Source organism: Pseudomonas bharatica CSV86 (assembly GCF_000319305.2).
Lineage (GTDB): Bacteria > Pseudomonadota > Gammaproteobacteria > Pseudomonadales > Pseudomonadaceae > Aquipseudomonas > Aquipseudomonas bharatica.
In genome coordinates, this window is record NZ_AMWJ02000002.1 from 672798 (window position 1) to 692743 (window position 19946).

Genomic DNA, 19946 nt, shown 5'->3' on the forward strand with positions numbered 1-19946 from the left:
AGGTCTTGGTTAAAATATTGCGGTTATACCGGGGCACTTTGATAGTCCTCGTGCACAAACTTTGATAAAGCTTGGCGAGAACGCGGAATCAGCTGCCAAGCCCCACTGGATTAGGTGATGGCACTCTAATCAGCGGCAGCTATCAGAGGGGTGGCTAGAAAATTACAATTTCGTAAGAAATGCCGGTATCACCTGTAAACACTGAAGAAATCGGCCCATGTGACGGATTTTATTACAGACCAGGCAAATGAGTAGCACGCGTAAAACCGAGAAAGATAACGAACAGATGACGAAATTGTAATTGATCTATCACCCTCTCGTTATCTTTGCCCTGCAAATATTAGCTCGGCGCTACGCTAGGCGCGCTGCCGGGTTAGAACATATAAAGACGCCCGCGCAAGTAAAACATAATAAAAGCTGCCATAAATCAAAGGAGCATCGAATGAGAATTAAGGTACCACTTTATCTGGCCGCAGTTTCTGCGCTCTCTGGAAGCTATGCTATCTCGGCACAAGCTGAAGAAAAGCCGGAAGGCTTTATTGAAGGCAGTAGCCTCACTGTCCTGAACAGAAACTTCTACTTCAATCGTGATAATCGCGATGGTTCTGCCCCTACCTATAATAGCGGCAAGGGCAATACCAATGGCTATTCCGAAGCCTGGGCACACGCGATCATTTCCAAATTCAACTCCGGGTTTACCCAAGGTACAGTCGGATTTGGTGTTGATGCCTTCGCTATGATCGGCCTCAAGCTTGATACCGGCGACGGACGCAACGGCGGCCGAAGCTCCTTCGACGTGCTTCCCGTTGATAACAAGGGCGAAGCTCGCGATGAGTACACCAAGGTTGGTGGCGCAGCAAAAGTCCGCTTGTTCGATACCGTGGTGAAGGTGGGTGATGTTTTTCCATCGACGCCCGTGGTTGCATCGGGCGACTCTCGCCTGCTGCCAGAGAGTTTCCGTGGTGTGACGGTTGAAAACACCAGCATCCAGGGCCTCACCCTGCAGGGGGGTCGACTGCATGCGATGAGCCAGCCGGTTTCCAGCAACCTGAACGATAACTTCGTTACCTTCTATGGCGGCCCGGTAAACTCGCCTTGGATCGGTTACGGTGGTGGCGACTATCAGGTCAACGACAATGTCACCGTGAGCGTATACGCCAGTCAACTGAAAGATGTCTGGAATCAATACTACGCTGGCACCAGCGTCGTTTACCCACTGAGCGACAACCTCGCGCTGCTCGGTGGCTTCAATTATTACAAGGCTGTAGATGAGGGCAAGCGACGCCTGGGTGAGTTCGATAACAACATCTGGAGTGCTAAGGTCGGAGTACGTTATGGTGCTCATACCCTCGCACTGTCGCACCAGCGCAACAACGGCGATGACGACTTCGATTATCTGCGTCAGTCGGATTCCATTTTCGTCGACAACTCGATCCAATACAGCGACTTCAACTCTCCGAAGGAACGCTCCTGGATGCTGCGCTATGACCTGAACATGTCTAGCTACGGCATTCCTGGACTTTCGTTCATGACCCGCTACGCCAGAGGCTCAGGCGCAGACTACTCGAACGCCAACCAGTTCTACATGCGCACTGACAATAACGGCGATCCACTCACCAATCAGAAGCGTTGGGAGCGTGATGTCGAGGTCAAATACGTCGTACAAACAGGTCCAGCCAAAGACCTGTCCTTCCGGTTGCGCCAGGCCACTACTCGCGCCACTGCGTTTGAATCGGATCTGGATGAAACTCGTGTGATCGTGGAGTACCCACTCTCGATTCTGTAATCGCACCGGTTGATTCGGATATTAATAAATATCCGAATCAACCAAAGACTTAACATCAAGAATTCACCTTGAGTAGCTTAATTGCTCCTTTGGTAAAAGGTGGATATTTGGCGTCCTTTGGGCGCCTTTTTTTCACCTAAAATTTAAATATTCGTTCGAGTACATGCATCGCATGTCGATGTAGCTCATGACTGCACCAGTGCTCGGTCTCTTCAATGTGAGGAACCTCTCCGTCATCTGAACGAAACGAGATCAAAACAAAGAAGAAAACAACCAAATATTTCATAAGGCTAAATCACCTTCTAGTCAAAGGGATCATGGTGACGAAAACTGCGACACAGTATACCGAAAGGTTATCAGGCGCATTGCTTACAAATTACAAATATGTAATTTGAGCCCTAATACGTTAGTTATGATTTATCATCCGTTCAGTAACACCGGCGCAAGCGCACGGTTAATGGCTCAGTGATATCGAGACAAAATCAAATGCGAATTCTGGTAATTGAGGATGAGGTTAAAACTGCGGAATATGTGCGCCAAGGCCTAACAGAGTGTGGTTATGTCGTTGATTGCGTACATACCGGTCCAGATGGTCTATTCCTGGCCAAACAACACGAATACGAGGTGATCATTCTCGATATAAACCTTCCAGATATGGATGGTTGGCAGGTTCTCGAGCTACTAAGGCGAAAAAATTGCCCTTCGCGCATCATGATGCTCACCGCGAGGAGCCGCTTGGTCGACAAGGTCAGAGGTCTTGAGAACGGCGCAGATGACTACCTGATCAAGCCATTTGAGTTCCCTGAGCTGCTTGCTCGCGTCCGCGCCTTGATGCGTAGGTCCGATCACCCATCGTCTACAGAAACAATTCGAGTAGCTGATCTGGAACTCGACCAGAGCCGCCACAGAGCATTCCGGGACGGGCAACGAATTGACCTGACGACTAAAGAGTTCGCGCTTCTGCATTATTTGATGCGCAACACCGGACTGGTGCTTAGCCGTACGCAGATAATATCTCAAGTTTGGGATATGAACTTTGACTGCGACACCAATGTAGTTGAGGTTTCTATCCGTAGGCTCAGGGCGAAAATAGACGACCCCTTTGAAAGCAAGTTAATCCATACACTTAGAGGGGTTGGGTATGTACTGGAGAAGCGCTAAAGCTCCAGCAACCAGCATATTTAAGTAGATCTCACGTAAACTTTTGTCACTTGCGAATACCAACCTCCTGCTTGGTTGGGTTTGCTTTTTCTCGGGGTAATACTACGACGCCGATATTATTTTCCCGTGGACTTGGCGATCGGTTTTTAGCCCCGGCTTATCCCAAAGGATTCTTTCCTATTTCTCGATAAATAATTTTTTGCGAGTTTTAGCCACGAGGGTAGCCGCTTGGCGGAGCCCCCAGGCGCGCGCTGGAACGCCGGCTGCAGGCGGCGCTAAGCACTCCTGTCTTGGAACTGCATCCGACAATCGCATCGCTTCTCGAACTACCTATTTCGGATCAGGTTGGGTTTAGGGAGCGCCTACTATCCAAAAGCGCCTCCAATGTAGACCTGAACTAACCTTGGAGGAAGCTACAGACCTCGGCACGAGCCGCTGAGGAGACGAGCGCAGGATCGAGAAGCAAGAGCTCGAGTGGCTTCTTACCCGCGAGATAGCTATTGGAACTACCGAACCAGAGCGCCATTCCTAAGCCAGTTTTCCGGGGGATAACGTCAGGATGATATCGTTCATGCATTGCAGCAACTCACCTTCGGGTGAAAATGCGTAGAGTGGATACAGGGCCTCATGATCCACAATGATCGAGAACACACGGTTCTCGGCTTCCCAGGTACTGAGGATTGATCGGGATAGGTTGGGTTGAAAATGGATGCGACTAGCTAAATCTTCAAAGCAAAGAAGATCGCCGCTGCCAAGGATCCTGGATACAGCTCTTTCAAGGGATTGAGCCTCTCTCAGACGCGTCTTACGTCGAATCTCATCGTTGTCCATCATCGCCTCCCCCCTCGCCAGACCCCGCAATCAGATCCACACCAAATCCGTACGCGCAATGAGCTCGCAGCTCATGCCCGTCTTCAGACTGATTCAAAATTTACCAATCCACGAGCAGATACGACCGCTATCCGATAGGTGGTTTCGACATGCTTCCGCGAAGCGAGCAAAGGCGCTATTCCGGGCTTGCACCGTCTCGCAGATCCAGGGTTGGCCTGTGCAGTCGTTGACGGCTCCCTGAGCGTTCACGCTCAGCCTAGACTCAGCGTACTGGAACGTTGCGATAAGGAGGATGTGTATGCAGTACAAGCGAGAGACCGGGCTGGAAAAAGAGTTCGAGGTCCTCATCGGGTTGATGGCTGAAATGATCACAGCCCAGGCAGAACAATCCGACCCGGCAGCCGACACCCCAGCGTGGATGTTCAGTCAACATGATTTGGCCAAGAAACTCTTTCGGCACATGTGCTCAGTGAGGACACTGCTCGAACCGTCTCCATTCAGGAACGAGACAATCCCTGCGGGCAGCTTCATTGATCACTCTTCGATGGCAGTTCTGACCCGTTCGGCGCTTGAAAATTACCTGGTAATGACGTGGCTCCTTAGCGGCGGGGATGATTCGCTGCGAGAGTTTAGGCATAACGTTTGGGAATACTGCGGCTGGAAGAAACGAAGCAAAATAGCAGCAACCATCGATGACGCCAGAGTAGCCCGAAACAAGGCAGAGACCGATGCAGCAGCACTATGGCCCTCTATTCAAAGCTCACCGCACTTCCAAAAATATGCTGCTCCCCAGCAAGACCGCCTTCGCAAAGGCAGCTGGGACGTAGGGTGGCATTGGAACGACCTAGCGGTGGATGCGGGGCTACACAAGACTTATTTCACCTCCTACTACCCGTTTCTAAGTGGCCACGCACACAGCGATTTCATCGGTACCCTCCAAAGTAGCCAAGCGAGAAACCTCGCAGATCAATACATGCTAGGGTCGGCCAACTTGCAGGTAATTCTGATGCTGATCGGGCATTTTTCCCATCACTACTCAAGCCTGTTTCCTCCCGCTCGTGAGGTACTGCTCAATGCTGAAGGTGCCCGGGAAACTGCTGAAAAATGGAATATCCGCGCAGAGGATATGGATTACGTTTACAAGCCAGACAGCCATGTGTAATTGCACCCACGTGACCACCTGTTTGCATTCGATGTGACCATCGATTGGCGTTCGATCTGACCAGTCGCTTGCATAGCTGAGCGGCGAAAGTATCCATCGACGATTGAGAGCTAACGACCCAAAGCTGCTCTTGGCGGAAGGCTGCTAATGACCCCAGCAGCCCTCCATAAAAGGCAGCTTTGGGTCCAGAGGGGCAAGAGAAGCTGTAGACATAAACCTTTAATGAAGAGGCCTAGTGTGGTGTTTCACAAGTAACATTCATATTTTTCGGCCTAATACCTCGGCCGCCCGGCCGACGCTCGCCAAAATGTCCTCGGCCTTTCGATACCAGCGAAACGGTCGAGGGTTGGCGTTGTAAGTGGACAAGTAGTACTCAATCGACTCCTCCAGATCCTTCACGCTGGTGTGTGCCTGGCGCTTGATCCACTTCTCGCTCAGCGTCGAGAAAAAGCGCTCCACCAGATTCAACCAGGATGCCGATGTCGGTGTGAAATGCACTTGGTAGCGCGGATGCGCTGCCAACCATGCTTTCACTTTGTCGGTCTTGTGTGTCGCGTAGTTGTCCATCACCAGATGAACAGGCATGTCCTCTGGTACGTTGGCGTCCACCTCTTTGAGGAAGGCAAGAAATTCCGTGCTTCTATGTCGACGCTTCAATCTTCCGATGACTTCACCCGTAGCAATGTCCAGCGCCGCGAACAACGATGTGGTTCCATGGCGTTTGTAGTCGTGTGTGCGAGTGACGGGATTGCCGGGGGCAAGAGGTAAGCTTGGCTGGGTACGGTTCAGCGCCTGAATCTGGCTTTTCTCGTCGATACAGAGCACCAGAGCCTTGTCGGGCGGGTTGAGATAGAGCCCAACAATGTCGTGGACCTTGTCGACGAACAGAGGATCGGTCGAAAGCTTGAACGTCTTCTCAAGGTGAGGCTTGAGTCCGAAGGCATGCCATATCCGCATGACGCTGGCTGGAGAAATACCGGTTGCCTGACTCATCGAGCGAGTACTCCAGTGGCTGGCATCTTCGGGTTTGGATTGCAGTACCTGATTAACCACGTCCTGTACTTGTTCATCGGTAATGCTGCGAGGCCGACCTGAGCGATGTTCGTCATTCAAACCATCAAGCCGCAACCGACTGAATCGCACCCTCCAACGTGAAACCGTGTGCACGCCAATACCGAGCCTGTGGGCGATCGAGGTGCCTGACTCTCCACCTGCACACGCCAAGATGATTTCGGCCCGAATTCGGGATTCGGCGGGGCCTTTACGTTGCCGGGAGCGGCGAAGCAGTTCGAGGTGTTCTTCGTCGCTCAACTCAATCAGGGCAGCAGGTCGGCCGGTTTTCATATCGTTGCTCCGAGGCATTTCTGATGCTGAAAAGCCTAGACCAAAATATGAGTGTTACTTGTGAAACACCACACTAGTTGGGCCTCCAAATACTTGAAGTTGGTACTCCGAAACGGCCTCAAGTAACGACTCCGCCAGAATTCTCAGGTGCTCGGTCTCATCGGATGGGCGCCCCGCAGCTTTGGCTTCGTGGTACCTTCGCAATGCCTCAATGGCCTGCTGCATCAGTGGCTCACCCGCCTCTATCTTTTTCCGTAAATCGTCCATGCCGTCCTCCGGTTTTGCCAACGGGAGTATAGGACGCATAGCAGATCACTCCGTTAGATACCCGTCATGAACGACAGCTAACGACCCATACCAGTCATTCCTTTCATCGGCTTCGCGGCAATTAGGATTGTTAACGGGAGGCACTTGGCCATATGCTCGCCAAGGCAATTTGCCACTACAACGCTGAGCATGGAGTAGCCTGATGAAAATCGTTTCCCTCGTGATTGCTGCCGTCCTTTCGTTCTCCTCGATAGCCGCCTTCGCACACAGCGGTGGTACTGACTCCAAGGGTTGCCACACCAATCACAAAACGGGCGAGCGCCACTGCCATTAAGGCAGTGCGTGGGCTCTTTCAGCGCTGGCGTTCTTGACCCAGGGGATGCCAGCGTTAAAGCAAAGCCCGCAGCTAAAGCAGGTTGTGAATTCCCAGAAGCCCTGACGGGTAGAACCAATAGCTCCACTGTGTGACTGGCAAGATCTTGAATGGCAGCCGGGCCCAGAACAGAACCAAACCGAGCAAAGGAGCCAAAGCCGCGATCAGCAGCGCCAGAACAGCGAACGGCTCAAGCTGCGCCGCCTGTTCGAATAGGCCAGTACGAGAGTTGACGATTAGTTCGGGGCGTTTGATGGCAAGCACCAGAGCCGCCGGCACGAACACCCCGTAGAAGCAGTACATCAGCGGCTCGCTCAGCAGATAACCCACCAGAATTGCACCGCCAGCCATTACTAGGCTTTCGAGCGTCCGGTGCTGAACTCTCCAAGCGACCAGAAGCCCTAGCGCCAACGTGACCAGGACATTGAAGGTGCCCGAGGTGCTGACCATCCGGTAAGGGACTTCAGAAAGAGCAGCGAACAGCACCAAAAATGCGAGGTACCGACCATTGCTCTGAGTGAATAACTCACCTGGCTGATTGCGTAAAACGTTGATCACGACTGCCAGACAGAACTGGGGAAAAGACAATCTCGGCTCGCGAGCCCTGAAGAATGGCTGGCTGTGGGCCATGGCCGGCGCCTCGTTCGTGGTGATCTTCGCCCTCAACGTGCCGTTCCCGCTGATCGTGCTGGTGGACGCCATCATCCTCGCCATGTTCTTCGGCTCTCACGTGCTTTGGCCACAGAGCTTCAGTGGGGGCATTTGATTGGCCTTCCGCGATGATCGCGGTGACGGCAGCGATTACTCTGCTCCACTGTTAGCTCAGCACGTTGCTTGAGGGCCCGCTTGATGACTTTCTGCGATAGTACGCGTTCCCCCCAAGCAAAAAGTCGAATCCTGGGGGCCCCTGCCAATCCCTAAGAACACCGGTTGATTTGAGAAGTGCTTCGGGGTCAACACCGTTCCTGGAAAAGCTGTCTAAATCCCACTCAAAAAAACTGACAAGAACAGAGAAGACCGGATTAGGTACCGTGGATACCAAATTTAGACCGCCGGTGTTAAGTGGCAGCTTTAGTCTTGTCATATCCGCAATCGCACAAATCAACCTTCTCAGTCGAAAATGCCAAACAGACTCCAAATGAAGTTCAATCTGCTGCACGGTGAGCGGGAATCTGCTCTTACGTACTGATGGACTCGGAGGCAGGCGAACAGGAAGTAGTTTTTGCAGATTGGCGAGGTTCACCCGTTTCTGTTCTTTAGAAATCAGGTAAAGATCCTCAACCTTCGCTTTCAGAATGGCGGCGAACGCGCTGTCTCGCTTATCGCTGACGTCCTCGACCTTAAGCGATTCGGGCTTCGATCCACTAAGCTTCGCCATCAGCCAGGTGTTATCGTTTTCGTTAAGCCACCGTGTGGCTTGGTAAGCCTTTCTCCAAAGATACTCCAGACTGACATCTGTTCGTGCTGCTAGAATCGTCTCGATTTTTTGCCGACACTGTTCTTTTTTACCGACTTTTGGCTTTTCCAAGTTCGAACGAGATCTTGCACCTGAAATACTTTGAAGAATTAGTTCTTGCCTCAATGCGCTCTCAAATTCATCTACTGTTCCAAAAAGATGTAGCGCAATAATTAGATGACGCGCGAGCGGCATATCCATCTGACCTCGATGAGAAGTAAACCTAAGCCACTGCGAACGCTTACCTGCTCCATAGGCTTTGTCCATTTCCGATAGAGATTCATCACCATATTTAGATTGGATACTGTCGAATAGCTTTGAAGTGCCTGTAAATCTACCGTGTATAAACCCGCGCTTTCTGCATTGGCGCAGATAGCAAGAACACAAGGCCTCACTACTCATCGTCTGTATATTTCGCTGAAGCAGTTCGTGTGCGAACTCCGCGAACTTCTGTTGAAGATGACTTCCCTTCTTTGCCGCCGCTGGAGAGAGAGCACTCCAACCGCATGCGCAAGGCTCGGTAAGACTCGGAAGCAACCGAAGCTTTCGGAAGAACGGATGGGTGCATTCGGGACAAACATGCATCAGTAAGTCACCGTGACGCCAACAGACGGAGACACCCGGTATATGGTGGGACCGGTGCCAATAGGCATAACCCAGTTCAAGTAGATCCTGCTGCACACAGCTGGGGCACAGTTTAGCCTTGCCGTGGACGGATCCTTCGCGACGGGGAACACGCGCAACCCGGCAAAAACTGAGCCCTGTCGCCCCATCATTCCCCTCTTGAGCGATGCCTAGAAAAGGTCTGTACAAAGGGAAAGTGGTGTTCGTGGAAATCAGCTCCTCGAGGTTGGCCTCTGCATCGCCAGGTAGCCTGGCAGCGAGCACCTCTAGCCGCTTGGGTAGCGTACCTATGGAGAAAACGTCCGAGCCAAAAAGGTCACGAAAAGTTTCCCCAACGGTTTTGTTACCTGAAAGGAAGTGATAGCGAGTTATACGAGAGTGCAGCATCTCGCCCGGCATAGTCATGGGAAAAAATAGAAGATCAGACATCGGTTACCGACTTACAAATTAGGTTCGGGAAGAACACTCATTCCGTGATCGGTACACTTGTATCACACCAAACCCTGTATCAGGGTCAGGACTTTTAGAAATTTACAAAAGTGTGATGGCGCATAGCCAGTATACTTTCAACACTTTTTTGCCAATATGGCTGTGTGCATCTGCTCGGCAAATATCAAGTGCGCGCCATGATTTTCGGGGGGTTGAGGGCAGTGCCACTCTCAAATTCTTTAACACTTTCTTGAAAAAATGTGTGCATCACATGGCGAGCTGACCACCACCCACAAACTCAGTTTTCGCTCGGCTTTACGAATTCCAAGGCAGAGGCAACATTCTCCTGGGAAGGGCGCTGAGGCGCAGCGGCGCTTCGGACAGGCGGCTTGTCCTCCTCTTCGAGCGCCGGCCACCGCGTATCGAAACCTCGCACTAAATATCGGTTCGTCCGGTCAAATTGATGCTCGTTGTGAAACTCACCAGGGCGGAACGAGACCAGCTCCATGGCATACAGCTGCGTGATCGTATCGGCGATGTGATGTCTGGGAACCCCTGTGTAGCTCGCCAGACGGTCGTAGCTGATGGTCGCTATTCCGCGGCGATCTCGGAATGCCAAGATCGCCAGATAGATCTTCATGGCGTGAAATGACAGCTGCGTAAAGTTGAATTCGCTCAAACGCAGCATACGTCCGAGGTTGCCGTCGTATAGCCACAGCTTCGGGATTTTCCCCCAACCGTAGTCATCATTCCATTTCTCGATTTTGATCAAGGACCCACTCTTGAGGGCGCGCGTCTCGCGAGCGATCAATCCGGCATTTTCGAGTCTGAGAAGGGACCGCGCTACCACCGCTCTAGACATCACACCAAGCTTGCACAACTCCGTATAGGTGACCTTGGCCATTCCTGTGGAGAAGTCCGCGCGGCAGCACAGCACCAGAAAGAGCTTGAGCGCTGCCAGGCTCTCGTTGCGCAGTGCAGGAGCATCGACCTCTGGCTGCACAAGGTGCAAAAACAATCGGCTGCTTGGCCTGGTTGATCGGCCGCGGAAGTCTACAAGAGCTCCCTCGTGGATCCATCTGATCGGCAGCTTCGCCCACTCACTCTTGGCCGCCATCACGCCTTCCCCCATGCAAGCCAGACAACATAGAACATCAGCGCAAGGCTGATCATTAAGCAAAATAACGCAAGATTAACTGGATTGGAGGAAAGCGCTTTCTCAAAAAAACTAAGTAGGTTTTTCACTGTTGCAGCTCCGAAAACTGATCAAGGCTCAACTGTGAAGATCTCGCGCCGCCTTATCTAGATGGAGGCATACCGATTTTCCTTCTCTAGCCCATGTAATACGTGGCTTTCAGGAAAAATTTATAGTTCATTTGAGTTCAGATTCAGAGCCCAAATCGGGGGGAGGAGACCAATCAAGGATCAGTCTCCTTTCATTCATCGCTGAAGCCACGACTCGACCGTGTCAGCGCCGTGTTCTGACTTCCAGTACTGGAGGCGCTTGTGGTTACCCCTTTTGTCTCGATGACCTCACCACTGTGAGGATTGAGGTAGACCTTCAGCGCGCGCTGCTTACGCTCCGCTCTAATCTTGGGCTCCCTGACAGGGCGTACGATCGTGGCTTTCGGATCCAGCAACTCAATCACCTGCGGCAGGCCAAAGCCATGTTCGGCCAGAAGGGCTCGAAGCTTTGTCTCAAACTCGATCTCGCGTTTAAGGCCCTCATCGTTTTTCAATGCTTCTAGTTCAGCCAGCTGAGCTGCAAGCTGTTGTTCAAGTTGACGAAACTCCGCCAAGCGCGACATTTGATGACTCCATTTTTGGGATTGGCTGACATCGTAACACTATGGATCAGGTGGACAGGTGGGCCGAGCCCGTCAGCTTGAAGCTCGCGCGGTACCTGCCGGCTAAAAGCCTTTACCCTTCTTGGACGACACCCTCGGCCTTATGCAGGCAGTGCGGTACAACGACGATTGAGTCACGCTTCGTTGCTCCGACAACAGTTTCTCCTGAGCCCATTGCAGACGCCGACGATGAAACTGCTCAGCAGACTCGCATTCCTGCTCCAATGCTCCCGCACAGAGTGGGAGTTTGGCGAGTTGCTTCTCGAACCGCGACAGTGCGTTGAGCTCCCTACCAATCCTGGTACGCGATACTCGAACGGGTTTTCCAGATACTGCTCGAAGCCTCTGAGCACAACTTCTGATCTGCTCAGCAAGTTCCGCGTCGAGGACAACGAATACGCCGGCACTATGCGCCCGGCCTCCGTGGGCATTGCGATGCTCCGCGATGCAGTCCGTAAGCCATGCGCGATCGCATCGATAGAGCCACGCATAATCACGACATTCGCGAGCCTGGAGCCGACGATGAGCCTCCTCAAAGGCTGTTCGCCGCTGCCGGCGCTCGTTTAAAAATCTCGCTTCTCGCCAGGCGCTCGGACCACCTTCCACGGCGCGGATGGCCCGATAAACGTAAACCACGGACACATTCAGCGAGTCGGCGATCCTCAATGCATCGTGTCCGGAAAGCGCTAGCTTCCAAACTGCCGCTGGCAGACCATCCAGCTCTTCAACTCTGGGACTCGCCACCCTCAGGTGTGATGAGCGGACCTCAATTGGCAGTGCTCTCCCCTCCCTGGGCAATAGCAGCTCCCCAGTGTGTGGGATGCTTGCCAGTTCAACTTTCAAAGCGCTGGCCAGCAAGATGTACTTGAGAGGATGGTGGGTGCCTCTGGGCCTTCGAAGCAGCTTGGTAACCCAAGTCGCAGGCAGTCCTGGAGAGGCCTCACGAAGAATCGAATACTCCCCTGCGACCGGGAGTTCGTTGAAAAAACTGTTCATATGCGCAGCCAAACGGCACAGATCCAACCGATGCGCTTCACCGCAAGCCAGATCAAGAGCTGCAGCGCCTTGCAGGAGAAAGGATTGCACTACAGTAGCGGCTAGCGGACCTAGACGTGAACGGAGCAATTGCTGTGAGTTCAATGCGACCTGGTGCAACCTGGGGACGTACTCTTGGGCAACCTCCAGTTGGACTGAATGGCCTTGTACTTCGTCATCGTCTGGAAGATTGAGCTGTCGTGAGTTTCGGCTATGCCAGCCGTGATCCACTACCTTTAGCAACTGGCAATGGTCGGGACATACCAAAACACCGGGTAGTTGGTGGGTTCGATGCCAGTAGGCCGCCCCATCCCGAGCGATATCTTCGTCGATACACAGGGGACAAAACCGCACTCTCGAAGCGCCCTCGATCCGACTGGCATTGATGCCCAATTTCAGCATCAGTCCTTTACCATCTACCGCCATCACGCCCTGAGCGTGCTGCATTTGGTCATGGGTGAGGAAGGGTGCGTAGTAAGGCAACACGGTATGCAGCTCGATGATTCGAGCAACGGAGAGATCAGTGCCGTGGGGAAGTAACTCGGCCAAATCAGCCAACCGACTCGGAAACGCCACGTTCTGCGTAAACGAGGCCGCGGCGAGCTCGCCAGCGAAGGCAGCTTTACGGCTACCTCCACAAAGCCGGGCGTATCGAGAGAGGACACTGTGAAGTGTCTCGTCGAGAAAAGCTGCTGGGAAGAAATGGAATTTGAGCCCCATCTCCATACCCTCGAATCATGATTTACGGTAGCTTGGTGAAAACTCAAAGAGGTCCGTAGAGATCCAACCAGCTGACTTCAGCGCTGCCAGGGTGTCAGGCTGTTGACTCAAGGCCTTTGCCTCCGATGATTCCACAGCAACAGCTGCGGGCGCGGTAGGAGCTGTAGGCTTACTCTCTACAGCTGTGGGAGCCTGGGTCTCCGGCTTAGAGTGCGGCGTCACACCACGCAGCAATGCAATACGCTCTGAGCGAGGGAGTCCGTCAAACGCCATCATGGCTATCAGCTGCTCCTCGATAGGAAGCAAGTCGTCGAACTGCCGCATACGTGCAGGGTTGCGGCTGCGTAAAGCCGAGATAGCCGGTTTGAGAATCTGCATCTTGGCATTACTGACCTGGGTAATTATCTCGGCAGTCAGACACTCAACACCGCTCTGAATAGCATATCGCTGGCTAAGTACCAAAATCTTAACCAAAAAGTCCGTTACGCCTTGGGTGTGCTCGTACAGCGCGTCGAAAATTTTGGGAGTGAGTTCAGCCTGCTGCTTGCACCATTGATAACTCCAGAGGTTCTGAACCAGAAACTGCCACTCTTCATCATCTTTCTCGAATCGCTTGAATTCGACCATACCGCCACCGCAACTGCGCCGTGCAACACGCATAACGTCAGAGAACAGGCTGATCATCGAATTCGTACCGATGAACACGACAGGAATTCCGATATTGTTTACGAGGTGGAGGAAGAAGTTGAGCATGCTGTCCTTCCCACCCGTCTTCGCCAAGTGAAGGTTCTGAAGCTCATCAATAAGCAAAGCACCAATGTAGAACGTGCTGGCGACCTGCTCCATCTGCTGCAGCGCATCGTCGATGTTCCTGTACCGATGTCGCTTGTGATAATCCGCATCTCCCAGTGCCTTACCAACGGCATGGAAAAACTGTCGGCAAAATCCAGCAAGCGAGCCATCTCGCGGACAATCCAGCTTGAGCCACGTGATTTGTGTTTGGACGAACTGCTTGCCCTCAAAACGCTCATGCCGAATCGTCTGTGGATAAAGGCTCAAAATGGCGTGCAGAGCAGTGGACTTCCCAATTCCACTCAAGCCTACAACACTGAACGAGTCAGCGGTCGACTTGAATGAGTCATGGTAACGCTGGGCCCCTGACAGGGAATGTAGATGCCTTACCGTGGTAGGTGAGGTTGGGTTGCGTCCAACGTATCCCCGGCGGATCAGCAGGGAAATCATGGACTCCAGCTCCAAATGCAGCAGGAAAGGTTGAACGACTGTCCTCAAGCGCTCGATGCAGTGAACCCGTGTTGCACCGTCGAGATCAAGCTCTGCGGGTGTAACTGGCTCGGGGAAATTCGATATCAAATCGATAGCATCCGTATCAACAAGAATCGGCGGCAGAGCTTCGATCAAGGGGTTTCCCGCGTACTCAGCGATCGCTTGTTTGGTATAGCTCGCAAAAATTTGTGCGCCTTTCATTGAGTTTTCCCCGGCCGCGTTCTTTTAAGGAGATCGATCACCTGCGCGCGGCGAGGTCCCGCATACGAATCATGCGTAATTAAAGGTGTGTCGGCAGCGGGTTTTGCAGGCTCGGCACGGACGCCATCAGGAACAAACGCATTCTCGCGCTCACGCTCCCGTTCCTCGGACCGGTTTTGGCGGATATTACCCACCGCCTCAGCCTTGGTGCTGGCAGCTGGTTCATCCTTTCGCTCGGCCCGCGCATTGCTGATGATTTGTTCGACCGTGTCGACCAAGCTCACACGGCTCTCCAGCTCCGCGCGTTTATGAGATGGGGGCAACTGTCGATACGCTTCCAAAAGATCGTAGATTTCATCCGAACGGTAGTCGGCGTACTTGAAGTCCGAGCCTCGAAGGTCACAGCGGACGAACTGCTTGTTCTCACCCTGAATCCAGATATGCGCCGCGGAATTCGGATCAAACCGACAGTCAATCGACCAGACACCATTACGTCGAGCCTTGGCAAACCAGTTCTCTTTGATGGCGAGCTCGCAAACATAGTGCATTCCGCGAAAGAGCATGCCGCCCTTTTGCACGGTGGCTCGTTCGCGAGGCAGCAGGTGGAGATAGATCAATTCGTCAGGCCGGTTATTGGCGTGAATCAGGTCATTCTCCAAAGCCCAGGTCCATATGCCCGTCGGAGTAGGCTCGACGCCATCGTTCATCATCGCCTGTGTGAGGCGATCCGGCTGCCGATGAAAACGGTTGTAATGAAGAACGGACTCAATGACGATCTGGGTAAATTCCTTCAGGTTCAGCGTGGCATCGAGTCGACAGTCCCGCTCGCCCCGCTCTTTATCTCGTGCGGCAACGCCGCCTGGAAGCCACCTGATATCGGTTAGATCATTGAGGATACCGAATCGACTTTCGACCATGGGCTTCCAATCTGGTCTGTACGGAGGTGCCGTACCCATCTCGATGCCCAAGCCGCTTGCCAGCCCTTCTGCTGCAAGGGACAGCATCTCGCCCCGGTCGGCGTAGATCTGATGTGGCAAATGATGACAGTCCCAATCACCGGGGCGATCTCGACACCGTTCTTCGCACAGAACTCCACCTTGGAGGTAAAGGCGTTGAACAATGCCTGCCGAGCGCCGTTCCAGCTAGGCCCCTCCAGGCCGACATAGAGACCAACAATCATTCCCGAGAAGCTGTCCACAACGACGTATACCACCGGACGACCGATAGTCATCCGCCGCGAGTAGCTGTTAACCAGGTAGATGTCCGCAATCGTCGCGTCGATCTCAAACTGGTGGCACGGGCCACGAAGCCAATCGCGAACAGTGCCTGCGATTGGGCGGCAATCCTTAAGCCACTTCGTCAACCCTTTACGCCCACGATCAGTTTCAATTTCATCAAAAAACTGCTTTCCCCAGTAGTCGAACTGAGTGAATGTTGGAATTTCCGATTCCGGAAGAAGTCGTACCCGATTTTCCGAGTTTTTCGAAAGATCCTTTACAGAATAAAATTTCTTAAGCATCTTGTCGTAAGCAATACGAAGAGATGATGTTTTATTTTTTGCATAAAGCGCATAACCTACTTTTACTTTTATGCATCGCTTATCAATAGCACTGAGCAATTTACAAGGGGATACAAGTACCCCCTGAAATTTTGGTTTCCGTCCTGGTCGTACGCCAGGCGAGTAGTTTCTGTTCGCCACTCCTACAGCCGAATAGTTCTTAAGAAACGCATTTCTTACCTGACCATAAAACCAGTATCGATACAGTAAGCGGTAAATGGTCTTTCGCTGGATACCCAGCTCAGCGGCCCTGTTCCCAACCAGCCGGCCCATCTCGCCCTGCACGAAAATCTGTCCTGGATAAGCCGGGTCTAGGAGAGGCTCGATAATTGCCCACTTCTCATCTCGATCACGCTTAGTGCTGTCATCGAGGTCATCCTCCAGAACGAGCAGAAACTCAGGCACGGCAGTCACTACCGGCTTGGTGTCGCCAGACTCTAACGACAGCCTGAGCTCCTCAAGGCCCAAAGGATAAGGTTTACCTGGCGGCTCGGTCAGAGCTATCACCATTACGGCGTCCTGAGCCTCAATGAGGTGAAGAACTCTAACCATGGACGAGATCACAGAGTGTTCCGTTACAGGTTCAAACACCTCATTCACTGAAATATTCATGATAATTTCTCAATGAATGAGGTCATCTCGGCGGGATAAACTACCTTGAGATCTGGTAACGGCGATTTGAGGTGAAGCGGAGCGCTGCTCAAATCGACCTGAATCATCTTGCTCCAGATAAGATGGAAGAACATGTCCCGCGCCTCGGTATACGGTATAGACAAACGGGTTGCGATTTTTCGCAAAGACTCAGATGTCGACCAAGGGTAAGCCTTACTAGCCTCAAGGATTTCGAGAAAATCGGAGTGCAGAGATGAACTCATCAGAGGCCGGGGTAGCCGTGCATATTGTCTCAACAGCCCGAGATTCTTAATCAGATTAGGTGTGAACAACTCCTCGGTGACAATGCTCCAGTCCACGTCCTGGCTCATCCAGAATCGTCTCTCAATCTCCAATTTCTCCAATGTCCGGACAGAGTCCTCCCCGACGAGATCTTGCTGATACTTGATTGTCCTTGCGACGGACCTGAAATCCCCATTCGGCTGCTTCACGGTCAAAAGGAAGTCTGTCGTCATGACTAGCGGGAGGGTGGTTCCTTTGTATCTCGGATATCGGACACCAATTGCCCGGGCAATTGCTTGGGTGCTTTCCACCTGGAGCAGCGGATACTGCTCACGGATGTCCACGACGTCTTCAGAGAATTCGCAAACCAGGAAAAAGGCGCGTTCGAGATCGGACAAAAAGTGATGTATACGATCGATTTTCACGCCTTGGATTTTGTGAGACCGCCCCCGCGACGGGACGTCCTGTACACGCAACCAGGGCACGTAACTGGCTCCGGCTCCGGCACCAAATCCGTTGGCAATGTGCCGTTCAATATCCTGCTTCGAAGCAAACCTACGACCGCGCAACACTGCCTCCTCAGACCAAACGAAGCGCTGTACCTCACATTCAAAAAAAGGGTATACGGATTTAATGGTTGATGGGGCACCTTTACCCCACCAACCTGATACCATTATCAGATGGTTGATAGATCGACTCCGTAGTTGAGTTCCTCTGCGAAGTCCGGCAGTCCGTAACCGATGGTTTTCTTGTAGAAAGGAGAGACCTTCGCAGTCGGTGCCTTCTTCTTGTGCTTCGTGGTGTAGAGCATTCGTGCCCGCATCACCTCGAAGGAGTAACCGCGCCCTTCACGGTTCTTGTCCTTGGCCAGTCGGTTGATGGACTCCGTGTAAGCGTTGGTGACGGGCATGTCCGTCTCGAAGTAGGTCATGGTCTCTTCGCGCCAGTTTCCCACTGCCCTGACCAGATCGCTCCAGACTTCCTTTTGGCCCTTCGGGATGGTGGCTATCCACTCGTCCAGGGCGGCTTCTGCCTGGAGCCGTGTGGTGGCGTCCCAGATGCCGTAGAAGCGCTCCTTGTGCTCGTAGGCGGCCAGCAGTTGCGGGAACGCGCCTGTCCAGGTCTCCATGATGAGGCGCTCCCGGTCTGAGACTTCGTGAGCGCGTTTCAGCAGGATTTTCCGGTCTCCCTTGAGAGTCCGGCTCTGGGACGGTTTCAGCTCCTTTCTGAGGCCCTTGCGCACTCTCTCTAGGGCATCGTTGGCCATGCGCACCACATGGAACTTATCGACCACGATACGGGCCTGGGGCAGCACAGCCTTGACCGCTGCCCGGTAGGGGTTCCACATGTCCATGCTGACGATCTCGACCTTCTGCCGGTCTTTCAGCTTCATCAGGTAGTTGGTCACCACGTCCTGGCGGCGGGTGGCCAGCAGGTCGAGCAGGGTTCGCTCCTCAATGTTGGTCAGAATGCAGCGGTAGCGCTTGTTCAGGTATAGCTCGTCAATGCCCAGGATGCGGGGCGTCTCGAAGCGGTGCCAGCGCCCCAGGAACTCGGCGCGGGCGTTGAAGATGTCGCGCACCGTCTTCTCGTCCAGGCCGGTCTGTGCCGCCACAAAGGTGTAGGGGTGGTTGAAGGATTCCTTCTCCACGTACTCATGCAGCCGCAGTGTCATACGGAATCCGTCCACCATCTCCGGTAGCTGGGGCCTGAATGTTGTCTTGCAGGCCCGGCAGGTGTATCGGCGGCGGACCACCCAGAGAGTGACCCGCTTGCCGTGGATGGGCAGATCACGATAGGGAACGTCACGCTTGCCGAACCGCACGAACTCACCCTGCACGCCGCACCCCTCGCAGGCTACTGGTGTAGGTGCTTCAAGCCGAAAATGTATGTCTTCATTCTGCTCATCAGAATCCACCAACTGGTACCCAGGAAGGCTTAACGAATTAATCATCTCCCGCCTTGATCAGAAAAACAGGTAGGTGGCGTAACCGGCAATCATCGCCATAGCAAAAATGACTGCTAAAAACGCCGCTAAAAGCTTCAGCGTGAACAAAGAGCGCAACAGAATGAGCTCAGTCAGGCTGGCTCCGGCACTGCCGATGATCAACGCTAGCACCGTCCCGGCACCCACGCCTTTGGCCATCAGAGCCGCTGCCAGAGGTATGACGGCTTCAGCGCGAATATACAACGGCACGCCGATGACAGCGGCAACTGGAATGGCAAAGGGATTATCTGGGCCTGCATACTGCTCCAATAAGTCAGTGGGCATGAAACCATAGATCACGCTGCCAATCGCAATACCGATGAGCAGGTAAGGCAACACATCGATAAAGTCCGACCAAGCTTCCCGCCACACACCACTGTACTTCCCTTCTTTCTTAACCGTGACAGTGGGTTGACTGTCACAGCATTCGCTAGACGTAGAGACTGTTGTCTTCCTATCAGCCCCGCAAGAAGCCGTCTTCGGAGTGGTGTCGCAGCTGTTGGTGCCGCAACTCGATGCGGTCGATGTAGCACTGCACGGGCTTGCTGATGAACTACATCCACTGCTCTCTTGTGTCGCCGTCCGGCGCACATAACGCTCGAAGCCAAGCGTGTGAAGCAGCCATCCGGCACCTACCGCGACCACCAAAGCGGCGAGCACATAGATAGCAGTAAGTGTCCATCCAAACGTGGCAACCAGCAGGCCGACGACGATAGGATTCAGCAACGGAGATGAGAAAAGAAACACCATCATCGGCCCAAAACCGGCCCGTGCCCGAATCAACCCTTTCAACATGGGGATAGTCGAGCAACTACAGAAGGGCGTTATAGCTCCTAAACCAGCAGCAAGAAAATAGCCTCGCTTCCCACTGGAAGTCAGTAACGCTTCCACCTTGGATGGTGGGATGTGACGTTGAAGAACTCCGACCAGCAAGCTAATGCCAATGAATAAAACCGATAGCTCGATAGCGAGAAAGGCGAACATGCC

17 protein-coding genes and 1 pseudogene are annotated in these 19946 nt (G+C 53.1%); 5 read left to right on the forward strand and 13 right to left on the reverse strand.

The annotated features are described in order from the left end of the window. Window positions 1-442 precede the first annotated feature (442 nt). Both CSV86_RS16745 and CSV86_RS16750 read left to right on the forward strand, forming a co-directional pair. Entirely contained in the window at window positions 443-1786 is a 1344-nt protein-coding gene (locus CSV86_RS16745; protein ID WP_009395002.1) for an OprD family porin, read from the forward strand. A 486-nt stretch (window positions 1787-2272) separates the two neighbouring features. Next, window positions 2273-2947, forward strand: a complete 675-nt coding sequence (locus tag CSV86_RS16750) for a heavy metal response regulator transcription factor (protein WP_009395004.1) — start codon at window positions 2273-2275, stop codon at window positions 2945-2947. A gap of 528 nt (window positions 2948-3475) precedes the next feature. Here the strand turns inward: CSV86_RS16750 and CSV86_RS16755 are convergent. Beyond that, window positions 3476-3778 carry a hypothetical protein gene (locus CSV86_RS16755; RefSeq protein ID WP_170394887.1) on the reverse strand — a complete coding sequence of 101 codons (303 nt, stop codon included), beginning with the start codon at window positions 3776-3778 and terminating at the stop codon, window positions 3476-3478. Between the two features lie 298 nt (window positions 3779-4076). On the opposite strand from CSV86_RS16755, the gene CSV86_RS16760 reads away from it, so the two are divergent. Next, complete coding sequence (locus CSV86_RS16760; RefSeq protein WP_009395008.1) at window positions 4077-4940, forward strand: DUF5677 domain-containing protein; 864 nt, start codon at window positions 4077-4079, stop codon at window positions 4938-4940. 258 nt (window positions 4941-5198) lie between these two features. Here the strand turns inward: CSV86_RS16760 and CSV86_RS16765 are convergent, their stop codons facing one another. Then, window positions 5199-6284, reverse strand: coding sequence for an IS630 family transposase (locus tag CSV86_RS16765; RefSeq protein ID WP_043859632.1), 1086 nt, complete (start codon window positions 6282-6284; stop codon window positions 5199-5201). A 54-nt stretch (window positions 6285-6338) separates the two neighbouring features. Next, window positions 6339-6551, reverse strand: a complete 213-nt coding sequence (locus CSV86_RS16770; RefSeq protein WP_037061891.1) for a hypothetical protein — start codon at window positions 6549-6551, stop codon at window positions 6339-6341. 202 nt (window positions 6552-6753) lie between these two features. On the opposite strand from CSV86_RS16770, the gene CSV86_RS16775 reads away from it, so the two are divergent. Continuing rightward, window positions 6754-6885, forward strand: a complete 132-nt coding sequence (locus CSV86_RS16775; protein ID WP_095158879.1) for a YHYH domain-containing protein — start codon at window positions 6754-6756, stop codon at window positions 6883-6885. 72 nt (window positions 6886-6957) lie between these two features. On the opposite strand, the gene CSV86_RS16780 is transcribed toward CSV86_RS16775, so the two are convergent. Beyond that, window positions 6958-7554: a TraX family protein gene (locus CSV86_RS16780; protein ID WP_009405340.1), complete on the reverse strand. Its 597-nt coding sequence runs from the start codon at window positions 7552-7554 to the stop codon at window positions 6958-6960. Here CSV86_RS16780 and CSV86_RS32020 point away from each other — a divergent pair. Continuing rightward, entirely contained in the window at window positions 7553-7690 is a 138-nt protein-coding gene (locus CSV86_RS32020; RefSeq protein WP_009405341.1) for a hypothetical protein, read from the forward strand. The genes CSV86_RS16780 and CSV86_RS32020 overlap by 2 nt on opposite strands. Window positions 7691-7741: 51 nt before the next feature. On the opposite strand, the gene CSV86_RS16785 is transcribed toward CSV86_RS32020, so the two are convergent. The 9 genes and pseudogenes from CSV86_RS16785 to CSV86_RS16825 form a co-directional block, all read right to left on the reverse strand. After that, the gene (locus tag CSV86_RS16785; RefSeq protein WP_075804296.1) at window positions 7742-9433 is read right to left on the reverse strand and encodes a TnsD family Tn7-like transposition protein; all 1692 of its coding nucleotides are present in this window, start codon (window positions 9431-9433) and stop codon (window positions 7742-7744) included. A 298-nt stretch (window positions 9434-9731) separates the two neighbouring features. After that, window positions 9732-10550: a hypothetical protein gene (locus CSV86_RS16790; RefSeq protein ID WP_009405342.1), complete on the reverse strand. Its 819-nt coding sequence runs from the start codon at window positions 10548-10550 to the stop codon at window positions 9732-9734. Between the two features lie 319 nt (window positions 10551-10869). Then, a complete protein-coding gene (locus CSV86_RS16795) occupies window positions 10870-11241 on the reverse strand; it encodes a histone-like nucleoid-structuring protein, MvaT/MvaU family (protein ID WP_446532474.1) in 372 nt (123 codons plus the stop codon). 102 nt (window positions 11242-11343) lie between these two features. Further along, complete coding sequence (locus CSV86_RS16800; RefSeq protein ID WP_075804325.1) at window positions 11344-13035, reverse strand: TnsD family Tn7-like transposition protein; 1692 nt, start codon at window positions 13033-13035, stop codon at window positions 11344-11346. Between the two features lie 15 nt (window positions 13036-13050). Next, window positions 13051-14520 (reverse strand): ATP-binding protein, encoded by a 1470-nt coding sequence (locus CSV86_RS16805; protein ID WP_009405347.1) that lies wholly within the window; start codon window positions 14518-14520, stop codon window positions 13051-13053. Next, window positions 14517-16690: pseudogene (locus CSV86_RS16810) on the reverse strand (Mu transposase C-terminal domain-containing protein). Before CSV86_RS16810 ends, CSV86_RS16805 begins: the two are co-directional and overlap by 4 nt. Then, window positions 16687-17541 (reverse strand): TnsA endonuclease N-terminal domain-containing protein, encoded by an 855-nt coding sequence (locus CSV86_RS16815; protein WP_037061886.1) that lies wholly within the window; start codon window positions 17539-17541, stop codon window positions 16687-16689. Before CSV86_RS16815 ends, CSV86_RS16810 begins: the two are co-directional and overlap by 4 nt. A 107-nt stretch (window positions 17542-17648) precedes the next feature. After that, window positions 17649-18926 (reverse strand): ISL3 family transposase, encoded by a 1278-nt coding sequence (locus CSV86_RS16820; protein WP_000610830.1) that lies wholly within the window; start codon window positions 18924-18926, stop codon window positions 17649-17651. A 12-nt stretch (window positions 18927-18938) separates the two neighbouring features. Next, on the reverse strand, window positions 18939-19943 hold the full coding sequence (locus CSV86_RS16825; protein WP_040363373.1) for a permease: 1005 nt from the start codon (window positions 19941-19943) through the stop codon (window positions 18939-18941). Between the last annotated feature and the right edge of the window lie 3 nt (window positions 19944-19946).